At 73.3% G+C, this 20,739-nt stretch carries 19 protein-coding genes; 8 read left to right on the top strand and 11 right to left on the bottom strand.

All coding sequences use genetic code 11. The features are described 5' to 3' along the window. Positions 1-228: 228 nt before the first annotated feature. Complete coding sequence (locus tag AC2RP6_RS22685) at positions 229-1,422, top strand: thiolase C-terminal domain-containing protein (RefSeq protein WP_486447842.1); 1,194 nt, start codon at positions 229-231, stop codon at positions 1,420-1,422. A gap of 1,693 nt (positions 1,423-3,115) precedes the next feature. Here the strand turns inward: AC2RP6_RS22685 and AC2RP6_RS22680 are convergent. The 3 genes from AC2RP6_RS22680 to AC2RP6_RS22670 form a co-directional block, all read right to left on the bottom strand. Then, positions 3,116-3,322, bottom strand: coding sequence for a DUF4287 domain-containing protein (locus tag AC2RP6_RS22680; protein ID WP_486447841.1), 207 nt, complete (start codon positions 3,320-3,322; stop codon positions 3,116-3,118). 95 nt (positions 3,323-3,417) lie between these two features. Continuing rightward, positions 3,418-4,350 carry an RNA polymerase sigma-70 factor gene (locus AC2RP6_RS22675; protein ID WP_486447840.1) on the bottom strand — a complete coding sequence of 311 codons (933 nt, stop codon included), beginning with the start codon at positions 4,348-4,350 and terminating at the stop codon, positions 3,418-3,420. 125 nt (positions 4,351-4,475) lie between these two features. Then, positions 4,476-4,949 carry a carboxymuconolactone decarboxylase family protein gene (locus tag AC2RP6_RS22670; protein WP_486447839.1) on the bottom strand — a complete coding sequence of 158 codons (474 nt, stop codon included), beginning with the start codon at positions 4,947-4,949 and terminating at the stop codon, positions 4,476-4,478. A gap of 123 nt (positions 4,950-5,072) precedes the next feature. On the opposite strand from AC2RP6_RS22670, the gene AC2RP6_RS22665 reads away from it, so the two are divergent. Continuing rightward, positions 5,073-5,747 carry a pyridoxine/pyridoxamine 5'-phosphate oxidase gene (locus AC2RP6_RS22665; protein WP_486447838.1) on the top strand — a complete coding sequence of 225 codons (675 nt, stop codon included), beginning with the start codon at positions 5,073-5,075 and terminating at the stop codon, positions 5,745-5,747. Positions 5,748-5,820: 73 nt separating this feature from the next. Here AC2RP6_RS22665 and AC2RP6_RS22660 read toward each other — a convergent pair whose 3' ends face one another. Both AC2RP6_RS22660 and AC2RP6_RS22655 read right to left on the bottom strand, forming a co-directional pair. Beyond that, a complete protein-coding gene (locus AC2RP6_RS22660; RefSeq protein WP_486450411.1) occupies positions 5,821-6,276 on the bottom strand; it encodes a Zn-ribbon domain-containing OB-fold protein in 456 nt (151 codons plus the stop codon). Then, on the bottom strand, positions 6,240-6,692 hold the full coding sequence (locus AC2RP6_RS22655; protein WP_486447837.1) for a DoxX family membrane protein: 453 nt from the start codon (positions 6,690-6,692) through the stop codon (positions 6,240-6,242). Before AC2RP6_RS22655 ends, AC2RP6_RS22660 begins: the two co-directional genes overlap by 37 nt. Positions 6,693-6,884: 192 nt before the next feature. Here AC2RP6_RS22655 and AC2RP6_RS22650 point away from each other — a divergent pair, with 192 nt between their 5' ends. The 3 genes from AC2RP6_RS22650 to AC2RP6_RS22640 all read left to right on the top strand — a co-directional run bounded on the left by AC2RP6_RS22650 (position 6,885) and on the right by AC2RP6_RS22640 (position 11,789). After that, positions 6,885-8,078, top strand: coding sequence for a flavin-containing monooxygenase (locus AC2RP6_RS22650; protein WP_486447836.1), 1,194 nt, complete (start codon positions 6,885-6,887; stop codon positions 8,076-8,078). Between the two features lie 476 nt (positions 8,079-8,554). Next, on the top strand, positions 8,555-10,789 hold the full coding sequence (locus tag AC2RP6_RS22645) for an acetate--CoA ligase family protein (RefSeq protein ID WP_486447835.1): 2,235 nt from the start codon (positions 8,555-8,557) through the stop codon (positions 10,787-10,789). A gap of 172 nt (positions 10,790-10,961) precedes the next feature. Then, entirely contained in the window at positions 10,962-11,789 is an 828-nt protein-coding gene (locus AC2RP6_RS22640; protein ID WP_486447834.1) for an enoyl-CoA hydratase/isomerase family protein, read from the top strand. Between the two features lie 25 nt (positions 11,790-11,814). On the opposite strand, the gene AC2RP6_RS22635 is transcribed toward AC2RP6_RS22640, so the two are convergent. Further along, complete coding sequence (locus tag AC2RP6_RS22635; RefSeq protein WP_486450410.1) at positions 11,815-12,615, bottom strand: VOC family protein; 801 nt, start codon at positions 12,613-12,615, stop codon at positions 11,815-11,817. 209 nt (positions 12,616-12,824) lie between these two features. Between AC2RP6_RS22635 and AC2RP6_RS22630 the strand changes: the two genes are divergently transcribed. Then, complete coding sequence (locus AC2RP6_RS22630; protein WP_486447833.1) at positions 12,825-13,457, top strand: flavin reductase family protein; 633 nt, start codon at positions 12,825-12,827, stop codon at positions 13,455-13,457. A gap of 69 nt (positions 13,458-13,526) precedes the next feature. Here the strand turns inward: AC2RP6_RS22630 and AC2RP6_RS22625 are convergent, their stop codons facing one another. Genes AC2RP6_RS22625 through AC2RP6_RS22615 form a run of 3 tightly spaced genes read right to left on the bottom strand, consistent with a single transcriptional unit; the run spans position 13,527 to position 16,776 of the window. Then, a complete protein-coding gene (locus AC2RP6_RS22625; protein ID WP_486447832.1) occupies positions 13,527-14,594 on the bottom strand; it encodes a Zn-dependent alcohol dehydrogenase in 1,068 nt (355 codons plus the stop codon). Continuing rightward, positions 14,591-15,844: an acyl-CoA dehydrogenase family protein gene (locus AC2RP6_RS22620; protein ID WP_486447831.1), complete on the bottom strand. Its 1,254-nt coding sequence runs from the start codon at positions 15,842-15,844 to the stop codon at positions 14,591-14,593. Before AC2RP6_RS22620 ends, AC2RP6_RS22625 begins: the two co-directional genes overlap by 4 nt. An 11-nt stretch (positions 15,845-15,855) precedes the next feature. Further along, positions 15,856-16,776 (bottom strand): SDR family NAD(P)-dependent oxidoreductase, encoded by a 921-nt coding sequence (locus tag AC2RP6_RS22615; protein WP_486447830.1) that lies wholly within the window; start codon positions 16,774-16,776, stop codon positions 15,856-15,858. A 149-nt stretch (positions 16,777-16,925) separates the two neighbouring features. On the opposite strand from AC2RP6_RS22615, the gene AC2RP6_RS22610 reads away from it, so the two are divergent. Continuing rightward, the gene (locus AC2RP6_RS22610; protein ID WP_486450409.1) at positions 16,926-17,852 is read left to right on the top strand and encodes a cyclase family protein; all 927 of its coding nucleotides are present in this window, start codon (positions 16,926-16,928) and stop codon (positions 17,850-17,852) included. Positions 17,853-17,993: 141 nt separating this feature from the next. After that, a complete protein-coding gene (locus tag AC2RP6_RS22605; RefSeq protein WP_486447829.1) occupies positions 17,994-18,710 on the top strand; it encodes a hypothetical protein in 717 nt (238 codons plus the stop codon). A 242-nt stretch (positions 18,711-18,952) separates the two neighbouring features. On the opposite strand, the gene AC2RP6_RS22600 is transcribed toward AC2RP6_RS22605, so the two are convergent. Together AC2RP6_RS22600 and AC2RP6_RS22595 are read right to left on the bottom strand one after the other, a co-directional pair. Then, positions 18,953-19,441 (bottom strand): ATP-binding protein, encoded by a 489-nt coding sequence (locus tag AC2RP6_RS22600; protein WP_486447828.1) that lies wholly within the window; start codon positions 19,439-19,441, stop codon positions 18,953-18,955. A gap of 364 nt (positions 19,442-19,805) precedes the next feature. Then, complete coding sequence (locus AC2RP6_RS22595) at positions 19,806-20,738, bottom strand: acyl-CoA dehydrogenase family protein (RefSeq protein WP_486447827.1); 933 nt, start codon at positions 20,736-20,738, stop codon at positions 19,806-19,808. Position 20,739: the final 1 nt, after the last annotated feature.

Raw genomic sequence — 20,739 nt, 5'->3', positions numbered from 1 at the left:
GGCCGGGGGCGGCCCGGGGGCGTGGACCACGGGCGGAATCAGCGACCGAGGGCGGGGCCGGGAGGCGGGCCGCGCGAGGGGCGGGGAGTCGAGCCGAGGGCGGGGAAGGGGCCGGACCGCGGGGGGCGGGTGGGAAAGGGGCCGAGCCGCGGAGGGGCCGGAGCCCCGGACGGCCGGAGCCAGGCCGCGGCCTAGCATCTGACGATACGTCAGATGTACCGTCCTCGCATGCCTGGACTCACACCTGGAACCGCCCCCCGGCCCGCCCGGCGGGTCGCCGTGGTCGGCGTCGCCCTGTCCGATTGCGGCCGGGTCGACGGCCCCACCCCGTACGCCCTGCACGCGCAGGCCGCCCGGCGCGCCCTGGCCGACTCCGGCCTCGACCGCACCGTCATCGACGGCTTCGCCTCGGCCGGCCTCGGCACGCTCGCGCCGGTCGAGGTGGCCGAGTACCTGGGGCTGCGCCCCACCTGGGTCGACTCCACCACCGTCGGCGGCTCGACCTGGGAGGTCATGGCCGCGCACGCGGCGGACGCGATCGCCGCGGGCCACGCCAACGCCGTGCTCCTGGTCTACGGATCCACCGCCCGGGCCGACATCAAGGCCCGGCGCCGCACCTCGAACCTCTCCTTCGGCGCCCGCGGGCCACTGCAGTTCGAGGTCCCGTACGGCCACACGCTGATCTCCAAGTACGCCATGGCCGCCCGCCGCCACATGCACCAGTACGGCACGACCCTGGAGCAGCTCGCCTCCGTCGCCGTGCAGGCCCGGGCGAACGCGGCGACCAATCCCGACGCGATGTTCCGCGACCCGATCACCGTCGAGGACGTCCTCTCCGGCGAGATGATCGCCGACCCCTTCACGAAACTGCACTGCTGCATCCGCTCGGACGGCGGCTGCGCCGTGCTCCTGGCCGCGGAGGACTACGTGCCCGACACCGCGAAGGCGCCGGTGTGGGTCCTGGGTGCCGGCGCCTCCGTCTCCCACACCACCATGTCGGAGTGGGAGGACTTCACCGTCTCCCCGGCCGCCGTCTCGGGCCGCATCGCCTTCGAGCAGGCCGGTCTCACCCCGGCGGACGTCGATCTCGCGGAGATCTACGACGCCTTCACGTACATGACGCTGGTGACCCTGGAGGACCTCGGCTTCTGTGCGAAGGGTGAAGGGGGCGCCTTCGTGGAGAAGGGACGGCTGCTGCGCGAGGGAGAACTCCCGGTCAACACGGACGGCGGAGGCCTGTCGGCCTGCCACCCCGGCATGCGCGGCCTGTTCCTCCTGGTCGAGGCGGTCCGCCAACTCCGCGGCGAGGCGGGCGCGGGCCAGGTCACCAAACCCGGCGGCCACCTCCCCCAGGTCGCCCTGACGTCGGGCACAGGCGGCTGGTTCTGCTCCTCGGCCACGATCCTCCTGGGCCGAGGCTAGAAAAGACGACGGCGGGAAGGGGCGGGGGGCTGCGGAAGGGGCGGGGGCTCCGCAAGGAGCGGGGGCTCCGCAAGGAGCGGGGGCTCCGCAAGGAGCGGGGGCTCCGCAAGGAGCGGGGGCTCCGCAAGGAGCGGGGGCTCCGCAAGGAGCGGGGGCTCCGCAAGGAGCGGGGGCTCCGCAAGGAGCGGGATCCACTCGGCCGGCATCAGAGATGTCCTGGGGTTTCCCGTCAGTCCCATCGTCTTCCGTGTCGGACCGGCCCCTCAAGGGCGCTCCCTGCGGTCGCGTCACTTCGTGATGGCCTTCGGCCACCCTTGACCGCCCGCCCCGCCACGGAAAATTCGAGGACTGCCAGGAAGCCCCCAGAAGAACGGGCCGGGCCATCGATCAAGGGACGGGGTGTCGGAGACACCCAGCGGGGCCAGGGGTGCGCCACCAATCGCTACGCGCTCCTGCCAGACGGCGTCCGCGAGCCTCTTGGGCTGGGCATAAGCCGCCACCAATCGCTACGCGCTCCTCGACGACGGCGCCTGCGAGCCCCTTGGGCTGGGCATAAGCCGCCAGCGATTTACGCGTTCCTCGACGACGGCGTCAGCGAGCCCCCTGGGCTGGGCACAGGCCGCCACCTGTCGCGCACGCTCCTCTCTCACGCGGCCGCGGTCCGCCTGGGGCTTGGCATAAGCCGCCATCGATCGCGGCGCGCTCTCGATCACGCGTCTGCAGTTCGTCCGGGGCGGGTCGCAAGCCGCAGAAACCTTCCACCGCCCCGCGCAGACGGCGTCCGCCCCTCCCACGGGGTGGAAAAGCGTCAGACGACGGCAGGAGCGAACCCAATCCATGTGTGCGTGGGTGGGCGCCCCGGGAAGACGCCAATATGCCCCATTCACCCCTATCTGTACCGGCGGATGGGAGCCCACCATCCCGCTCTCTGGGGTTGGCATCGGCTGAGCCGATGGATCGCTCCCCGGTCCGCCGTTTTCTCCCGTCCCGACCGCGAACAAGCGTCGGACGCCTTCCGCGAGGGGCGATGGAAAGTTTCTGCGGCCCGCGGCCAGCCCCGGACGAACTGCAGACGCGTGATCGGGAAAGCCGGGCCGTAGTGGGCTGCCTCTGCCCGTCCCACGGGAGCGCCTAGCGATCGATGGCGGCCTCCGTCCGGCCCCAGACGGACCGCAGACGCGTGATCGAGGAGCGCGTAGCGATCGGTGGCGGCCTATGTCCAGCCCACGACATCTGCGGGCGCCGTCCCACAGGAGCGTGTAGCGATGGGTGGCGGCTTATGCCCAGCCCACGGGGCCTGCGGGCGCCGTCCTCGAGGAGCGCGTAGCGATGTGGGGCGCACCCCAACCACCGGCCCGCTTCTGTGACGCCCCGTCCCTGGAACGGAACGCCCGGCCCGTTCTTCTGGGGGCTTCCTGGCAGTCCTCGGATTTTCCGTGGCGGGGCGGGCGGTCAAGGGTGGCCGAAGGCCATCACGAAGTGACGCGACCGCAGGGAGCGCCCTTGAGGGGCCGGCCCGACACGGAAGACGATGGGACTGACGGGAAACCCCAGCACCTCTCCGATGCCGGCCGAGTGGATCCCGCCCCCTCGCGGAGCCTCCGCCCCCTCGCGGAGCCCCCGCCCCACCGCGGAGCCCCCGCCCCACCGCGAAGCCCCCGCCCCTCGCGGAGCCCCCGCCCCCCGGGTGGCTTTATTTGCCTTCCGCCAGCGTGTCCGCCACCAGGGCGTTCGCGTGGCCGTGGCCCAGGCCGTGTTCCGTCTTGAGCCAGGAGACGAGCTCCATGTGCTTGGTGAGCGGCGAGGTCCTGATGAGGTCCTTCCACTCGGCGATCGGGCGACCGTACTTCTTCTCGATCGACGGGAAGTAGCTGGCGGGGCCCTTCACGGTGTCGGCCATGGGTGTCTCCTACGTCTTCGTCGCGGTGCCGTCGTAGTGATGACCGTCGGCGGGCCGGAAACTGAGCGGACAGCGGGAGTGACGTGGGTCACATCTCACGATGATGTCCTCGTCCGGCGGCGGGCCTCCTTCACCTCGCGGGCCACGGCCCACGCGTCGGCGACCGGGCCGACGTGGCCGAGCTTCTCGGGGTTGCCCAGCGCGCGGATGGTGCGGATCCGGCCGTCGAGCACGTCGAGGACCATGAGGTGGAGCACCTTGCCATCGCGGTCGCGGAAGATCGCGCCGGGCTCGCCGTTGACGTCGTGCGGCTCGCACGTCACGTCGATCCGCACGAGCCAGGGATAGAACGCGGCCAGCAGGCGGGCCACGTTCGCCGCGCCCAGGACGGCCTTGGCCAGTTGCGGGGCGTTGCCGCCCGCGTCCCCGACGAGCTGCACCTCGGCCGCCAGCAGGGTCTGGAGCCCGTCCACGTCGCCGTCCCTGAGGGCGTCGAAGAACCGCGTCGCCAGTTCCTGCCGCTCGCGCCGGTCGGCCGCGAAGCGCGGCCGGCCGGCCTCCATGTGCCGGCGCGCCCGCACCAGCAGCTGGCGGCACGCCGCCTCCGAGCGCCCCACGGCGGTGGCGACCTCGTCGAAGCCGAAGGCGAAGACCTCCCGCAGCACGAACACCGCCCGCTCCAGCGGGCTGAGGCGTTCGAGCAGCAGCAGCGCCGCCATGGACACCGAGTCGGCCAACTCCGCCGCGCGCGCGGGATCCTCGTACGGGTCGCTGAGCAGGGGCTCGGGGAACCAGGGGCCGGTGTACTGCTCGCGCCGCACGCGGGCGGAGCGCAGTACGTCGATCGCGATGCGTGTGACGGTGGCCGAGAGGAAGGCCTTGGTCGACGTGGGCCGGGTCGCGGATGCGTCGAAGCGCAGCCACGTCTCCTGTACGGCGTCCTCGGCCTCGCCGACGCTGCCCAGGATCCGGTAGGCGATCGAGAACAGCAGCGGCCGCAGTTCCTCGAATTCCTCGACCTTGCTCACGTCCGGTTCCCCCTGAAGTCCTCCGGCCCGGGCGCGTGCACGCGCCGCGGGCGTCCTCCGACGATCATCCGATCCGGCCCGGTGTCCGCCCGTCACCGGGCCGGGTCGGGCCGGTTCGGATCCGGTCAGTGGAACTGCCCGGGCCGGTAGTCGCCGGCGGGCTGCCGGGTGATGACGTTCAGCCGGTTGGCCATGTTCATGAAGGAGATCAGCAGTGTGAGGGCGGTGAGCTGCTCGGTGTCGTAGTACTTGGCGGCGTTCGCCCACGCCTCGTCGTCGATGCCGCCCGCGGCGTCGGCGATCCGGGTGCCCTGTTCGGCGAGTTCCAGTGCGGCCCGCTCGGCCTCGGTGAAGACGGTGGCCTCGCGCCACGCCGCCACCAGGTGCAGCCTTACCGGGGTCTCGCCGGCCGCGGCGGCGTCCTTGGTGTGCATGTCGATGCAGAACGCGCAGCCGTTGATCTGGCTCACGCGCAGGGCCACGAGTTCCTGCGTCGCGGTCGGCAGCGGTGCGTCCTTGACCGCCTTGCCGGCCGCCATGACGTGCTTGAGGGCTTTGCCCGCGGTCTCGCCGGCGAAGTAGTTCAGTCGCGCGTCCATGGTGTGCTCCTCCGTCGTCGTCGGTGTCCGCACCCCTGAGACGAGATGGCCCGGCGCCCTGTGACACGGGCGGCGGCGCGGGCCGGTGTGACCTGCGTCTCGCGTCCCCCCTAGCCTGGCGCCATGAGCAGCGATACCAGCGACGAGGAATTCCGTTCCGTCCTGCACGCCCTGCGCGTGTGGGACTCCCCGCTCCCCGGCTTCGACACCGGGGCCGCGCCCGGTGAGCCGGTGGCGTTGTTCCGGGAGTGGTTCGTGCACGCCGCGCGGGCGGGGCAGCCGGAGCCGCACACGATGAGCCTGGCCACGGTGGACGGCGAGGGGCGGCCCGACGTGCGGACGCTGATGCTGCACGACGTCGACGGGCGGGGCTGGCACTTCGCCTCGCACGTCACGAGCGCCAAGGGCGTGCAGCTGGCCGCGCGGCCGGAGGCGGCGCTCGGGTTCTACTGGCCCTCGGTGGGCCGGCAGGTGCGGGTACGCGGCCGGGTCACCGCGTGCGGTCCGCAGGAGAGCCGGGCGGACCTGGCGGTCCGCTCGCGCGGTGCGCTCGCGGCCGCGCTCACGGGGCGGCAGAGCGAGGTGCTGGGCTCCGTGGAGGAGCTGGTGCGGGCTTCGGCGGCCGCCTGGGAGCGCGCCGGGTCGGAGCCGGACGCCCCGGCTCCGACCTGGACGCGGTACGTGCTCGCCCCCGTCGAGGTGGAGTTCTTCCAGGGCGACGCCGCGCGTCGGCACACCCGCCTGCGTTACCGGCTCATCGAGGGCGGCTCCTGGGTCCGCGAGCTGCTCTGGCCCTGAGCGGGGGCCGGTCCTGGTCCGTCGGTCACGCCCCAGGGCATGTCGTCGCGGATCGCGTCTGATCCGCGCGACCTCAGGGAGTCTCCGGCCGGAAGAGCGCCACCCACACCCCGTCCGCGGCCTCGCGGAAGGTGACCGTCAGCGGCATGCCGATGCGCAGGTCCGCCGCCGCGCAGTCCACCACTTCGGTCATCATCCGCGGGCCTTCGGCCAGGTCGACGACGGCCGCCGTGTAGGGGACGCGCGTGCCGAACGGCGGGAGGTCGTTGCGGTGGACCACGGACCACGTGTAGAGGGTGGCCCGGCCGCTCGCGGTCTCCCACGCCACCCGGTCCTCGCCGGCCCAGCAGTGGGGGCAGAACTCGCGCGGGTAGTGGTGGGCCCGTCCGCAGTCGCCGCACCGGCGCAGCAGGAGCCGGCCCTGCGCCGCCGCGTCCCAGTAGGGGCGGGTGAAGTCGTCGGTCTCGGGGAGGTCGTGGCGCACGGTGCCGCTCACAGGAACAGTCCGATCGCCGCGTCGAGGGACCAGGTCTGCCAGGACATGGCGAGGAGCGCGACGAGCGAGATGAGCGCCATCATCGCGTTCTGCCCCTGCTCGGCCCAGTCGTGGATCATCAGTACGAGGTAGAGGAGGTTCAGCAGGAGTCCGCCGATCAGGGCGACGGGGGTCAGGAAGCCGAGCACCAGGCCCAGGCCGAGGGCGAGTTCGGCGTAGACGACGACGTACGCCATCAGCTTCGGCCGCGGTGCGACGACCCGGTGGAAGCCGCCCTTGACGAAGGTCCAGCGGTGCTTGTCCGCGACGTCGGCGGCCCACGCGATGCCGGTGCCGCGTTCGAACCAGCCCTTCTTGTCCTTGTGGCGCCAGCTCTCCAGCCACCACAGGCCGAGGCCTATCCGGAGCACGGCGAGCCATTCGGCCCCACTGAGCCAGACGGTCTGCATCGGCAGCCCCCACTCCTCTCACCACTAATCTGACGGTACGTCAGTTCAGCGGATGCGGAGCGATCCCGCAAGGCCCCGGCGGGCCACGGCTTCCGCGCGCCCGGGCCGGCGAACCCGGCCGTGACCGATCCGCAATCGATTCCCTCCTTGTCCGAGACCCATCAACCCAGCGTGGCGATACGATCACACCTCATGCCCGCAGTCCCCACAGCAGCAGTCGACATGACCACCCAGCCCCGCCCCGTGTACGTCATCGGGGCCGGCCCCGGCGGCCTCGCCGCGGCCGCCGCCCTGCGCGCCCGCGGGGTCCGCGCGGTGGTCGTCGAGAAGTCCGACACCGTCGGAGCCTCCTGGCGGCGCCACTACGACCGGCTGCACCTGCACACCACCCGCCGGCTGTCCGCCCTCCCGGGCCTGGCGATGCCGCGCCGGTTCGGCCGCTGGGTCTCCCGCGACAACGTCGTGCGCTACCTGGAGAAGTACGCAGAGTTCCACGAGCTGGAGGTCGTCACCGGCGTCGAGGTGACCCGCATCGAGCCCGCCCCCGGGGTCGACGGCGGCTGGACCCTGCACGCCAGCGGCGGGCGGGTGCTGACCGCCACGGCCGTCGTGGTCGCCACCGGCTTCAACCACACGCCCAGACTGCCCGACTGGGCCGGCGTGGAGTCGTACGGAGGCCGCCTGCTGCACGCCGCCGACTACCGCAACCCGCAGCCCTACGCCGGCCAGGACGTCCTCGTCGTCGGCGTCGGCAACACCGGCGCCGAGATCGCCGCCGACCTCGCCGAGGGCGGGGCGGCGCGGGTACGGATCGCGGTGCGCACCGCCCCGCACATCATGCGCCGCTCCACCGCCGGCTGGCCCGCCCAGCGCAGCGGGATCCTCGTGCGACGGCTGCCGGTGCGGCTCGTGGACCGGCTGGGCGCGCTCGTCGCCCGGGCCTCGGTCCCGGACCTGTCGGCGTACGGGCTCCCGCGCCCCGCCACCGGCCTCTACAGCCGGGTCAAGGAGGGGGCGATCCCGGTCCAGGACGTGGGTCTGGTCGACGCGGTGCGCGCCGGCCGGGTGGAGCCGGTGGCCGCAGTGGAGTCCTTCGACGGGCCGGAGGTGGTGCTCGCGGACGGCTCGCGCATCACCCCCGACGCGGTGATCGCGGCCACCGGGTACCACCGCCGACTGGAGGGGCTGGTCGGCCACCTCGGCGTGCTGGACGAGCGCGGCCGGCCCCGCACGCACGGCGCCCGCACCGGGGAGGGGGCACGCGGCCTGTACTTCACCGGCTTCAGCAACCCCATCAGCGGCATGTTCCGGGAGATGGCCCTGGACGCGGAGAAGATCGCCAAGGCGGTGGCCCGGGGAGCGGCCCGGGGGGCTGCCCGCCCCTGAGCCGCGCGCACCGGCGGCCGTGAGGCGCACCGGGGCGTCGGCACGTCGGCCGCGGGAACATCGGCCGCTGGAACTTCGGCCCGCCGACCCACCGCCCCACCGGCCCGCCGACACGTGGCTCCACCCGTCACAGGAGGTGGTCCGGGTCGCGCAGGCGCCGGCGCCACCCGACTCCCCTGCGGCGCGGCTGCCGGTGCCGGCCGGGGCGGCACGGGCCTTCGCGCAGCAGCCATGGAATCGGTCACGAGGCGACCGCGGGCGGCCTCGGCCACCGTGGAGCCCGCTGGGCGTCGTCGGCGATCTCGGCCGGAAGTGCACTCTGGACCGGGTCCGGCGAAGTCTGCCACCGTTCACCACATCACCTCCACCAGCTTTCCTGCGCAGCCCTGTTCCTGACGGCACGTCAGTTCAGTAATCTGACTACGCGTCAGTTATTGAGTTCCATCGAGGTTCATCGAGCAGGAGCGGGCGGAACGATGCTTGGATCTACTCACGGCACCCTCACCACCGACTTCCGCGCACGAGTCGAGGCCTGCGGGGAAACCCCCAGGGCGGCCGTCCACTCGTCGGCGGCACCCTCCGCCGACGACGCGGTCCCCGTGGACGTCAGCGGGCGGCCGCTGCACGCCGACGTACCCGACCTGGACCGGTTCTTCCGGCCGGAGTCCGTGGCCGTCATCGGCGCCTCCGACGCCGAGGGCAGACCCAACACCGGCATCACCCGCCAGCTCATCGCCTGGGCGGAGCGCGTCGGCGCCCGGATCCACCCCGTGCACCCCACCCGCCCCACCGTCTTCGGGCTGGCCTGCCACGCGTCCGTGGCCGACCTGCCCGAACAGGTGGACCTCGCCGTCCTGCTGGTCTCCGACCCGCTGCCCGTCATCGAGGAACTCGCCGACACGAAGGTGAAGTTCGCCGTCGCCTTCGCCTCCGGCTTCGCGGAGACCGGCGGCGCCGGAGCCGCCGCGCAGGAACGCCTCGCCGCCGCCGTCGAGCGCTCCGGCCTGCGCCTGCTGGGCCCCAACACCAACCTCAACGCCTTCGAGGCGTTCCGCGACGACCTCGACGGCCCGGCGATCGCCCTGATCACCCAGTCCGGCCACCAGGGCCGGCCCGTCTACACCCTCCAGGAACTGGGCATCCGGCTGTCCCACTGGGCGCCCACCGGCAACGAGGCCGACCTGGAGACCTCCGACTTCATCTCCTACTTCGCCGAGCAGCCCGAGGTCGGGGCCATCGCCTGCTACGTCGAGGGCCTCAAGGACGGCCGGTCCTTCCTCCTCGCCGCCGACCGCGCCGCCCGCAACGGCGTCCCCGTCGTCGCCGTCAAGGTCGGCCGCACCGAGACCGGTGCCCGCATGGCCGCCTCCCACACCGGGAAGCTGACCGGCGCCGACACCGTCGTGGACGCCGCCATGCGCCAGTTCGGCGTCATCCGCGTCGACGGACTCGACGAACTCCAGGACACCGCCGCCCTCCTCGCCCGCGCCCGCAGGCCGAAGGCCGAAGGCGTCGTCGTGTACTCCATCTCCGGCGGCACCGGCGCCCACTTCTCCGACCTGGCCACCGAGGCGGAACTGACCCTGCCCACCCTCTCGCAGGCCAAGCAGGACGAACTCCACCAGTGGATACCGCCGTACCTGAACGTCGCCAACCCCGTCGACAACGGCGGCCACCCGGTCGGTGACTGGCGCGGCCGGAAGATCATCGACGCGATCCTCGCCGACCCCGGCGTGGGCGTCCTGATCTGCCCGATCACCGGCCCCTTCCCCCCGATGAGCGACAGGCTCGCCCAGGACCTGGTGGACGCCGCCGAGCAGACCGACAAGCTGATCTGCGTGATCTGGGGCTCCCCCGTCGGCACCGAGGACGCCTACCGCACCACCCTCCTCGGCTCCTCCCGCGTCGCCACCTTCCGCACCTTCGGCAACTGCATCACCGCCGTCCGCGCCTACCTCGGCCACCACCGCTTCACCGCCGGCTACCGCTCCCCCTTCGAGGACGCACCCCGCACGCCCTCCCCCTCGTACCGCAAGGCGCAGGCCCTCATGCGGCCGGGACAGCAGCTCAGCGAGCACGCCGCGAAGCAGCTCCTGCGCGCCTACGGGATACGCGTGCCCCGCGAGCAGCTGGTGACGAGCGCGGCGGCGGCGGTCCGCGCGGCCGGGCTGGTCGGCTACCCGGTGGTGATGAAGGCCTCCGGCCCGCAGCTGGGCCACAAGACCGAACTCGGCCTCGTGAAGATCGGCCTGACCTCCGCGAGCCAGATCCGTGACGCGTACCGGGAGCTGACCGACATCGCGCGCTACGAGAACGTCCCGCTCGACGGGATCCTGGTCTGCCAGATGGTCGAACGGGGTGTGGAGATGGTCGTCGGGGTCACCCAGGACGACCTCTTCGGCCCGACCGTCACCGTCGGGCTGGGCGGCGTCCTCGTCGAGGTCCTGCACGACGCGGCGGTCCGCGTCCCCCCGTTCGGGGAGGACCAGGCCCGCGCGATGCTCACCGAACTGCGCGGCCACGCCCTCCTGGAGGGTGTCCGGGGCGCGCCCCCGGCCGACGTGGACGCGCTGGTGGAGGTCATCCTGCGGATCCAGCGCATGGCCCTGGAGCTCGGCGACGAACTCGCCGAGCTGGACATCAACCCCCTGATGGTTCTCCCCCGGGGCCAGGGCGCGGTGGCGCTGGACGCCCTGGCCATCTGCCGCTGACGCTGCGCTCGCCGCCGGGCCGCCGCCGCGCGGGGCCTCTCCCCGCCCCGCCCTTTCTCCGTATCCCGGGGCGGGGCCCCGGACCCCGTACGTGCGCTTCGCGCCCGTGCCCTCAAACGCCGGGCGGGCTGGATCCTCCGGCCCCACCCACCCCTGAACGGGAGTCACCCGCATGACCGCCGCCCCCGAGGAGACCGTCCTCCACCGCACCGAGAACAACGTCTCCTGGATCACCCTCAACCGCCCCGACGCCATGAACGCCGTCACCCGGGACCAGCGCGAACGCGTCATCGCGCTGCTCGCCGAGGCCTCCGCCGACCCCGCGGTCCGCGCGGTCGTGCTCACCGCCACCGGCAAGGGCTTCTGCGCGGGCGCCGATCTGCGCGGCGGCCCCGCCACCGGGGCCGCCACCGGGCCCGCCACCACCGGCGACCGCGTCGCCGGTGACGTGGCCCGCATGATCCGCCTCGGCGCACAGCGCCTGATCACCGCAGTCCTCGACTGCGAGAAGCCGGTGCTCGCCGCCGTCAACGGCACGGCCGCCGGGATCGGTGCGCACCTCGCCCTCGCCTGCGACCTCGTGGTCGCCGCCGAAGGGGCCCGTTTCATCGAGGTGTTCGTGCGCCGCGGCCTGGTTCCCGACGGCGGCGGCGCGTACCTCCTGCCCCGGCTGGTCGGCCCGCAGAAGGCGAAGGAGCTGATGTTCTTCGGCGACGCCGTGCCGGCGGCCGAGGCCGCCCGGCTCGGGCTGGTCAACCGGGTGGTGGCGGCCGAGGAGCTGGAGGCCACCGCCCGGGAGTGGGCAGAGCGGCTGGCCCAGGGGCCCACGCGCGCCCTCGCCCTGACGAAGCAGCTGGTCAATGCCTCGCTGGACGGCGGGCGGGCGGCGGCGCTGGCCGCCGAGGCCACCGCTCAGGAGATCAACATGACCACGGCGGACGCGAACGAGGGCGTGGCGAGCTTCGTGGAGCGCCGCACGCCGAAGTACCTGGGTCGCTGATCAGGTCCGAGCCGAGGGACGCGACCTACATCCGCGGGTCGGGCTTCAGCAGCGCGAACACCGCCCCGGCGGGGTCCGCGAGCCAGGCGATCCGCCCGGCGCCCGGTGCGTCGGCGGCCGGCATGACGACGGATCCGCCGTTGTCCCGGGCCCGGAGGACCGTGGCGTCGACGTCCGCGACGTGGAAGTAGGGCACCCAGCGGGCCTCCTGGCCGCCGCCGCCGTCGCCTCCCGCGCCCTCGCCGAGCGGGGCGACCCCGCCGAAGGAGGCGTCCTCCAGGTCGCCGTCGGCGGTGCTGAGGACCCGGTACGTCATCCCGGGCGCCTGCATCTCGGAGTGCCGCCAGGCGAACAGCCCGGCGTAGAAGGCGATGTCCGCGACCGGGTCCGGCACGTGGAGCTCGGCCCACACCAGGGTGTTCTCGGCGGAGGCGACCCCGAAGCCCACCGTGTTCCCGGGCTGCCAGCACGCGAACTCGGCGCCCTGCGGGTCGGTGAACTGCGCCAGCCACCCCTCTCCCATGACGTCCATGGGTTCCATCCGGACGGTGCCGCCGCCGGCCCGGACGGCTTCCGTGGTGGCCTGGATGTCAGGGGTCATGAAGTGGTGCATCCAGGCCGGCCGGGCGCCCTCCTCGGTGAGCGGCCCGAGCGCGGCGACGGTCTTGCCGTCCTGCCGGAAGAAGCCGTACCCGCCGGTCCCGGGGCCGGCGGAGGCGAACTCCCAGCCGAAGAGCGCCCCGTAGAACGCGGCGGCCGCGCCGGTGTCGGGGCTGCCGAGGTCGAGCCAGTTGGGTGATCCGGTACGGAAGTCGGTGCCGAGCATGGGTCCCTCCCGGGGTACGGCGGCGCGGGGGCGCTGCGGGGTCGCTGCCACGATGCCGAGCCTCCTCCCCCGAGCGGCGACACGGTGCCGCCCACCGGCCCGGTTTCACCCGCGCGGGCGTACCCGGGGACCCTTCGTACAGCCGGATCGCGATCGGGTGCGCACCGGGGTTCACATCTGACGAACCGTCAGCTTCAATCGGAGGTGTGATGGGACATGCAGGGATGGCGGCCACCGTCGTCCGATACCTCAGGTCAGTCGGCTCCCCCACCTCCGCCACGGCGCAGCGGGAAACCGAGTCCGTCGACACCCTGCCGCGTCCCGATCTGAGGGCCGTCGGCGAGGACGAGCGGGCGCCCGTCGCGCCCGCCGAATTCCGTTCGGTACTGGGGAACTTCGCGAGCGGCGTCACGGTCATCACCGCGCCGCCCGGGGAAGCCGAGGACGCGCCCGCCGGCTTCGCCTGCCAGTCCTTCGCCTCGCTGTCCCTCGATCCGCCCCTGGTCACCTTCATGGTGGCCCGCACCTCGACCACCTGGCCGCGGATCGCCCGCGCCGGGGTGTTCTGCGTCAACATCCTCGGCGCCGAACAGGGCGAGCTGTGCCGGTCCTTCGCCGTCAGCGGCGCGGACAAGTTCTCCGGGGTGACCCACACTCCGGCCCCCGTGACCGGTTCGCCGCGGCTCGACGCCGTGCCCGCCTGGATCGACTGCCGGATCCACGCCGTCCACACCGGCGGGGACCACCTCATCGTCGTCGGCCGCGTCGTGGCCATGGGCGCGGCCGGCGAGGGCGATCCGCTCCTCTTCCACAAGGGCCGCTTCGGCCGCCTCGCCGACTGAGCGGGCTTCCCTAGGGCCGACGGCCGGCCCACCCCCTCAGGGCGGACCGGCCGTCGTCGTACGGGCGGGTCAGAAGGTGAGCACGCCGCGCGCCACCCGCCCGTGGTGGGCGTCGTCGACGGCCTTGGCGAAGTCCTCGACCGGATAGACCTCCGTCACCAGCTCGTCGAGCAGCAGCCTGCCCTGCCGGTACAGCTCCGCGTACAGCGCGATGTCGCGCTGCGGGCGCGAGGACCCGTACCGGCACCCCATGATCGTCTTGTCGAGGTACATCGACGAGACGAGGAAGGACGCCTCCTCCTTGAAGCCCGGCACGCCGAGCAGCACCGCTTGGCCGTGCCGGTCGAGGAGGTCGACGGCCTGGCGGATCAGCCTGACGTCGCCCACGCACTCGAAGGCGTGGTCGGCGCCGGTCGGGAGGATCTCGCGCACCGCCGCCGACGAGTCGGCCACCGCGGAGGCGTCGATGAAGTGCGTGGCCCCGAACTGCCGGGCCACCGCCTCCTTCGCCGGGTTCGCGTCCACCGCGACGATCGTGGTGGCCCCGGCGATCCGGGCGCCCTGGAGCACGTTCAGCCCGATGCCGCCGGTGCCGATGACGACCACGCTCTCGCCGTGGCCGACGCGCGCCCGGTTCAGGACCGCCCCCACCCCGGTCAGCACCCCGCAGCCGATCAGCGCCGCCGACGTCAGCGGGATGTCGGCGGGGATCTTCACCGCCTGCACGGCACGGACGAGCGTCCGCTCCGCGAAGGCGGAGTTCGACGCGAACTGGAAGAGGGGCCTGCCACCCCGCGAGAACGGCTGCCCCGGCATCCCGATCGCCTTGCGGCACATCGTCGGCCGGCCCCGGTCGCAGTCGGCGCACGCCCCGCAATTGGCCAGCGTCGACAGCGACACGTGATCGCCGGGCGCCACGTGCGTCACGCCCTCGCCGACGGCCTCCACCACCCCCGCGCCCTCGTGCCCCAGCACCACCGGCGGCGGGAACGGGATCGTCCCGTCCATCACCGACAGGTCGCTGTGGCACAGACCCGCCGCCCCGATCGCGACCAGCACCTCTCCCGGCCCCGGAGCGCGGATCTCCAGGTCGTCGACCACCTGGGCCTGCTTGCCGTCGAACACGACGCCTCTCACCTGGACTCCTTCGGCAGGCCGAGCACGCGCTCGGCGATGATGTTGCGCTGGATCTCGTCCGAACCGCCGTAGATCGTGTCGGCGCGGGTGAACAGGAACAGGCGCTGCTCCTCGTCGAGTCCGAGTTCGTACGGCAGGTCCGGCGCCCACGCTGCGGACCCGGCGGCGGCCGCGGCGCCCCGGACCTCCACCGCCAGCTCCCCGAGCCGCCGGTGCCAGCCGCCCCAGAGCAGCTTGGCCACGCTCGGCGCGCCCGGATCCCCCGGTGCGCCCGGACCGCCCCGCGCGCCCCCACCGTCCCGCCCGACCGGGCCGCCCCGCGCGCCGAGGGTCCGCAGCGCGTTCCACCGCATGGTGCGCAGCTCCGCCCACTGGCGCACGAGGCGGTCGCGGACCACCGGGTCGCCGGCGCCGGAGGCCGCGTACAGCCGGAGGACCCGCTCCAGCTCGGCCGCGAAACCGATCTGCTGCACCAGCGTCGAGACCCCCCGCTCCAGGGCGAGCAGGCCCATGGCCACGGCCCAGCCGTCGCCCTCCGCGCCGACGACCTCCGCCGCCACCGCCCCGTCGAAGAACACCTCGTTGAACTCGGAGGTCCCCGACATCTGCCGGATCGGCCGGACCTCCACGCGGCCCGGCTGGTCCATCCGTACGAGCAGGAAGGACAGCCCCCGGTGGCGCCGCGATCCGCGCTCGGTGCGGGCCAGGACGAAGCACCAGTCGGCCTCGCGGGCGAGGGAGGTCCAGATCTTCTGCCCGGTGACGCGGAACAGCCCGTCGGCCGGGTCGCGCACCGCGGCCGTACGGATGCCCGCGAGGTCGGAGCCGGCACCCGGCTCGCTGTAGCCCTGGCACCACAGCTCCTCGCCGCGCGCGATGGCGGGCAGGAAGCGGCGCCGCTGTTCCGGGCTTCCGTGGGCGATGAGGGTGGGCGCGAGGAGGTTCTCCCCGATGTGCCCGACCCGGCCGGGGGCGCGCAGCGCCGCGTACTCCTCCGCCCACACCACCTGTCCGGTCAGCGAGAGCCGCTGCTGCCCGTAGGCGCCGGCCGGGGCCTCCCAGCCCTGCCCGATCCAGCCGCCGCGGCCCAGCTCCCGCTCCCATTCCCGCCGGGCCTCCACGCCTTCGTGCTCGCTGCCCGGCCCGCCGAGGCCGACGGCCCGCGCGTACGGTCCCACGAGGTGTTCCGCCAGCCATGCGCGCGCCCGGCCGCGCAGGTCCTCGTCCGCGTCCCCGAAGCTGAAGTCCACGCCGCCCCCCGTCAGGCGTTGGGGCGGTCCTTGGCGGCCGCCGCCTTGGCCATGGCCTCCAGCTGCGCCAGCATCGGCATCGGGTCGGTGCCGACCGTCCCGGGCAGGAAGTCGGCGATCTTCTCCGGGGTCCAGGAGCCGTCGGCGTATCCGGCGCGCAGCTCGCGCGGCTGCGCCCACACGGCGATCTTGGGGCCGGCGATCGTGTAGACCTGACCGGTGATCCGCTCGCCGCCGACGGCGACGGCCCGGTCGGAGAGCAGATAGGTGACCAGCGCCGCGACGTCCTCCGGCTCGCCGATCTCCTTGAGCTCCATGGGGACGTTCGCGGACATGCGGGTGCGGGCGACGGGTGCGACGGCGTTGGCGGTGACCCCGTACTTGGCCAGGCCGAGCGCGGCGGAGCGGACGAGGGAGATGATCCCGCCCTTGGCGGCGCTGTAGTTGGCCTGGGCGACCGAGCCCTGGTGGTTGCCGCTGGTGAAGCCGATCAGGGTGCCCGATCCCTGGCGGCGCATGACGGCGGAGGCGGCGCGGAAGACGGTGAAGGTGCCCTTGAGGTGGGTGGCGACCACCGGGTCCCACTCCTCCTCGGACATGTTGAACAGCATCCGCTCGCGCAGGATGCCGGCCACGCAGACGACCCCGTCGAGGCGCCCGTACTGCGCGAGCGCGGTGTCGACGATGCGCTGGCCGCCCGCCATGGTGGAGATGTCGTCGGCGACGGCGACGGCCTGCCCGCCGGCGGCCTGGATCTCCTTCACGACGCCGTCGGCGATCTCGCTGGTGGGCTCCCCGCCCTCGATGCCGACTCCGTAGTCGTTGACGACGACCTTGGCGCCCTCGGCGGCCGCGGCGAGTGCCACGGCCCGTCCGATGCCCCGGCCGGCGCCGGTGACGGCGACGACCTTGCCTGCCAAGAAGTTCCCCACGTCGGCCCCTTCCCGCGTTTTCTGACGGACCGTTAGATTCTATGGGCAGTCAGATGCACGAGCACAAGCCCCCGTTACCGCATCTGCATCACATCCGCATCCGCATCCGCATCCGCATCCGGTATCCACGCGAGGAGCTGTCGACGCCCATGACCCTGCCCGCCGAGTTCCACGACATCGCCAAGCGCGTCAGCAACTGGGGACGCTGGGGCGCCGACGACGAGATCGGCACCCTGAACCTGATCACCGACGAGGTGGTACGGGCCGCGGCCGTGGAGATCCGCAGCGGCCGCCGCGTCCCGCTGGCGCTCCCCCTGAAGGAGGACGGCGTCCAGGTCGGCATGATCCCCGGCCGGATCAATCCGCTGCACACGATGGTGCAGATCAACCAGGAGCTCTTCGGCCCGGGCACGGTGGCGTGCAGCGACGACGCCGTCAGCATGGGCCTCCAGGCGGGCACCCACTGGGACGCCCTCACCCACGTCTCGCACTCCGGCCGGATCTACAACGGCCGCCCCGCCGGAACCATCACCGCGCACGGCCGGGCCGCATTCAGCGGGATCGACAAGGCCCCTCCGATCGTCTCGCGCGGGGTGCTCCTCGACGTGGCCCGCGCGAAGGGCCTCGACCGCCTGCCGGGCGACCACGCCGTGACCCCTGCGGACCTGGCGGAGGCCGAGGAGTTCGGCCGGGTCGGCGTCCGCGCCGGTGACGTCGTCCTGGTCCGCACCGGTCAGATCCAGGTCTACCTGGCGGGTGACAAGCACGGCTACGGCTTCCCCTCCCCCGGCCTGTCGGTCCGTACGCCGGAGTGGTTCCACGCACGGGACGTGGCGGCCGTCGCGAACGACACCCTGACCTTCGAGATCTTCCCGCCGGAGATCGAGAACCTGTGGCTGCCGGTCCACGCCCTCGACCTGGTGGAGATGGGCATGCACCAGGGCCAGAACTGGGACCTCGAAACGTTGTCCACAGCCTGTGCAGAAGAAAACCGGTACGCCTTCCTCCTCTCCGCCATGCCCGAGCCCTTCGTGGGGGGCACCGGCACGCCCGTGGCTCCGGTGGCCATCCTCTGAGACGCGTCCGCGCAGGTGGGGAGGGCGCGCCGACCCCGCCGGACCGGGCGCCGCGCCGGGTGGAACCATGTTGTGTCCATGACGCGTCACCGTTCTCGCGTCACCCCCCGCTCCTCACCACCCTCAGCACTGGAGAAGCGCATGACCAACCCGTACCAGGCGTCCCCGCCCCCGCCACCGCCGCCCTTCACCCCGGTGCCGCCGCGGCGCTCGGGCGGAAAGTTCGTCACCTTCCTGGTCCTGGCCCTGGTCGTCGGCGGCGCCTACGGCGCCTCCAAGGTGCTGGGCGCGGACGACGGCAAGTCGTCCACGTCCACCTCCGCCTCCTCCTCGCCCTCCGCCAAGCCGACGGCGAAGGACCCCGGGTCCCCCGAGTCCTCCTCCGACACCTCCAGCGCGTGGAAGGTCGGCGACTGCGGCGGCCCCGACCCGTCCAAGGGCGCCGACGCCTACAAGCGGACCGGCTGCTCCGACGCCGGGGCCACCTTCAAGGCCATCGACATCAAGGAAGCCAGCATCCTGCCGGGCTCCATCCAGTGCCCGCCGGGCACGGACGTGATGATCGAGGTGAGCATCTCCTACAACGGCGGCAAGTCGAGCGGGATCCCCACCAACACCGTCTGCGGCCGCAACGTGTCGAACGACCACCCCGGTGACGCCGGCGCCGGCGGCGGCCAGCTCGTGAAGGGCGACTGCGTGACCTCGCAGGCCAAGGAGGTCCCCTGCGGCGGCTCGGGCGCGCACAAGGTCCTCGGTCTGGTCAAGACGAAGGAAGAGTGCCCCTCCGGCACCACCGACCCCATCCGTCTGACCATCTCGGTGGGCCGCCCGTACGACGTGATCTGCACCGACGGCTGACCTCCGGCCCCGGACCCCGGCCCGCCCAGCGGCACCCGGGCCCGGACACCGGCGGCCGGCCCGCGCCCCCCGCCACCCGCTCCGTGAGATGCGGGTGGCGGCGGCGCGCGTGCACGCCCCGAGCGCGGCACGGCAGCCGCCACCCCGCGACCCGCACTCGTCAAGGCGTGTCCTTGGCGTCCCCTCGCGTCGAATCGCTCCACACCAGGGTGATCAAAAGGTGACGAACCGTCAACACCTCGTTAGAGGTACACGCGCGGTTCCCGCACCGGAGTGTGAATTTCCGACGTGCAGCACGGGGCTTCCGTCGAGGCTCCGCCCGTCGCCGCGTCCGACTCCGCCTTCCGCGCGCGGTCGATCTCGCACCAGATGCGTTTGCCCGCGCCCTCGCGCTGCCAGCCCCACCGGTCGGCCAGGCCGTCCACCAGCTCCAGGCCGCGCCCGCCGGTGTCCTCGCCGCAGGCCTGCCGCCTGGCCGGCGCCCGGTCGCTCGCGTCCGCGACCTCCACGCGCACCCCCGGCCCCCCGAACAGCATGCGCAGCACGGCCGGGCAGCCCGTGTGCACGACCGCGTTCGTGACCAGTTCCGAGATCAGCAGGATCAGCGTCTCGGCGAGCGGCTCGTCGTCCCCTATTCCGGACCCGGCCAACCGCGACCGGGCCCACCGACGCGCCCGGCCGACCTCGGCGGGATCCGCGCCTACCTCCAGCTGCACCTGAAGCACCTGCACCGCTCACACCATCCGAACCGGCGGACACTTCGCCTCGCGACGGGGCGGGATCACCGACCGTGACCCCCTTGCGTAGCAGCATGGTTGACGTACAGACACCACAACAAGCGCTTCGGGCATATTCCCGCGCGAAAGAGTAGGCGTGGTGCATACTGTGCGACGCTCACGCCGCTCAACCGCTCGCATTCGTCGGAGCGTACCGGAGCAAGCCCCTGACTCCGGGCCGTAAGGGGGCGAGCGCAGGACACAAAGCGATATCAACTCTCTGTAATCGGACATGCGTCCCGCGTCGTTGCCGCCGTACCCCTCCCGCCCCACCCGTCACCCCGGGCCGCCCCGGACACGGCCCGTCCCGGCGCCTCCGCTACTGCGCTCCAGCTGCTCCGGCCCCACCTGCTCCGGCCGACAGCAGCTCCTCCGCCAGCAGCTCCTCGGCCTCCACCGCCGTCCGCCACTGCTCGGCGCGCACCCAGGCCCGCTTCAGGTGCAGGTGCACGTCCGCCTCCCACGTGAACCCCATCCCGCCGTGCACCTGCAGGCAGTCGCGGGCGTTGCGGACCGCGGCCCCGTCCGCCAGCAGCTTCGCCGCCGCCACCTCCCCCGCCCCGCCCGTCACCGCCGCCGCGTACACCGCCGTCCGGGCCACCTCCGCCCGCACCAGCATCTGCGCGCACAGGTGCTTGACCGCCTGGAACGCCCCGATCGGCTGCCCGAACTGCTCCCGCGCCCCCGCGTACCGCACCGCCAGCTCCACCGTCCGCAGCGCGCTCCCGACCTGGAGCGCGGCCGTCAGCAGCGCCCCCTCCGTCAGGTACGCGGCGACGTCGCCGCCGTCGCCCCCTCCCCGGACCCGGTGCAGCGGCGTCAACGGGTCCGCAGCGCGCACCGGCTCGCCGTCCGGGAGCCCGGCCGCGCCGAGCACCGCGTCCGCCTCCGCCAGGTACGCCACCAGGTCCCCGCCCAGGTCGAAGGCGGTGACCACCGCCGTCCCCGCCGCCGCCCCCGGCACGGCCCCGGCGGCCAGGTGCGTGGCCACCAGCGGCCCCGGCACCAGGGCCCGCCCGGCCTCCTCGAAGACGACCGCCGCCTCCGGCAGCCCCAGCCCCACACCGCCCTCGGCCTCCGGCAGCCGCAGCGCGAAGAAGCCCGCCCCACCCAGCTCCCGCCACAGCCCGCGGTCCACGGCGACGCCCGAGTCCACCGAGGCGCGCAGCGCCTCCCGCCCGTACCGGCCCTTCAGCAGGCCCCGTACGCCCGCCCGCAGGGCCCGCTGGTCCTCCGTCGGCTGGAAGTCCATC

This window comes from Streptomyces sp. WAC03905 (assembly GCF_057371075.1).
This window is presented reverse-complemented; position numbering and strand designations above follow the sequence as displayed.

Bases quoted from the DNA above. Each gene is read 5' to 3' on its own strand.
- AC2RP6_RS22685 (WP_486447842.1), top strand. From the start codon at position 229: ATGCCTGGACTCACACCTGGAACCGCCCCCCGGCCCGCCCGGCGGGTC.
- AC2RP6_RS22680 (WP_486447841.1), bottom strand. From the start codon at position 3,322: ATGGCCGACACCGTGAAGGGCCCCGCCAGCTACTTCCCGTCGATCGAG.
- AC2RP6_RS22670 (WP_486447839.1), bottom strand. From the start codon at position 4,949: ATGGACGCGCGACTGAACTACTTCGCCGGCGAGACCGCGGGCAAAGCC.
- AC2RP6_RS22665 (WP_486447838.1), top strand. From the start codon at position 5,073: ATGAGCAGCGATACCAGCGACGAGGAATTCCGTTCCGTCCTGCACGCC.
- AC2RP6_RS22655 (WP_486447837.1), bottom strand. From the start codon at position 6,692: ATGCAGACCGTCTGGCTCAGTGGGGCCGAATGGCTCGCCGTGCTCCGG.
- AC2RP6_RS22650 (WP_486447836.1), top strand. From the start codon at position 6,885: ATGCCCGCAGTCCCCACAGCAGCAGTCGACATGACCACCCAGCCCCGC.
- AC2RP6_RS22645 (WP_486447835.1), top strand. From the start codon at position 8,555: ATGCTTGGATCTACTCACGGCACCCTCACCACCGACTTCCGCGCACGA.
- AC2RP6_RS22640 (WP_486447834.1), top strand. From the start codon at position 10,962: ATGACCGCCGCCCCCGAGGAGACCGTCCTCCACCGCACCGAGAACAAC.
- AC2RP6_RS22635 (WP_486450410.1), bottom strand. From the start codon at position 12,615: ATGCTCGGCACCGACTTCCGTACCGGATCACCCAACTGGCTCGACCTC.
- AC2RP6_RS22630 (WP_486447833.1), top strand. From the start codon at position 12,825: ATGGGACATGCAGGGATGGCGGCCACCGTCGTCCGATACCTCAGGTCA.
- AC2RP6_RS22610 (WP_486450409.1), top strand. From the start codon at position 16,926: ATGACCCTGCCCGCCGAGTTCCACGACATCGCCAAGCGCGTCAGCAAC.
- AC2RP6_RS22605 (WP_486447829.1), top strand. From the start codon at position 17,994: ATGACCAACCCGTACCAGGCGTCCCCGCCCCCGCCACCGCCGCCCTTC.
- AC2RP6_RS22595 (WP_486447827.1), bottom strand. From the start codon at position 20,738: ATGGACTTCCAGCCGACGGAGGACCAGCGGGCCCTGCGGGCGGGCGTA.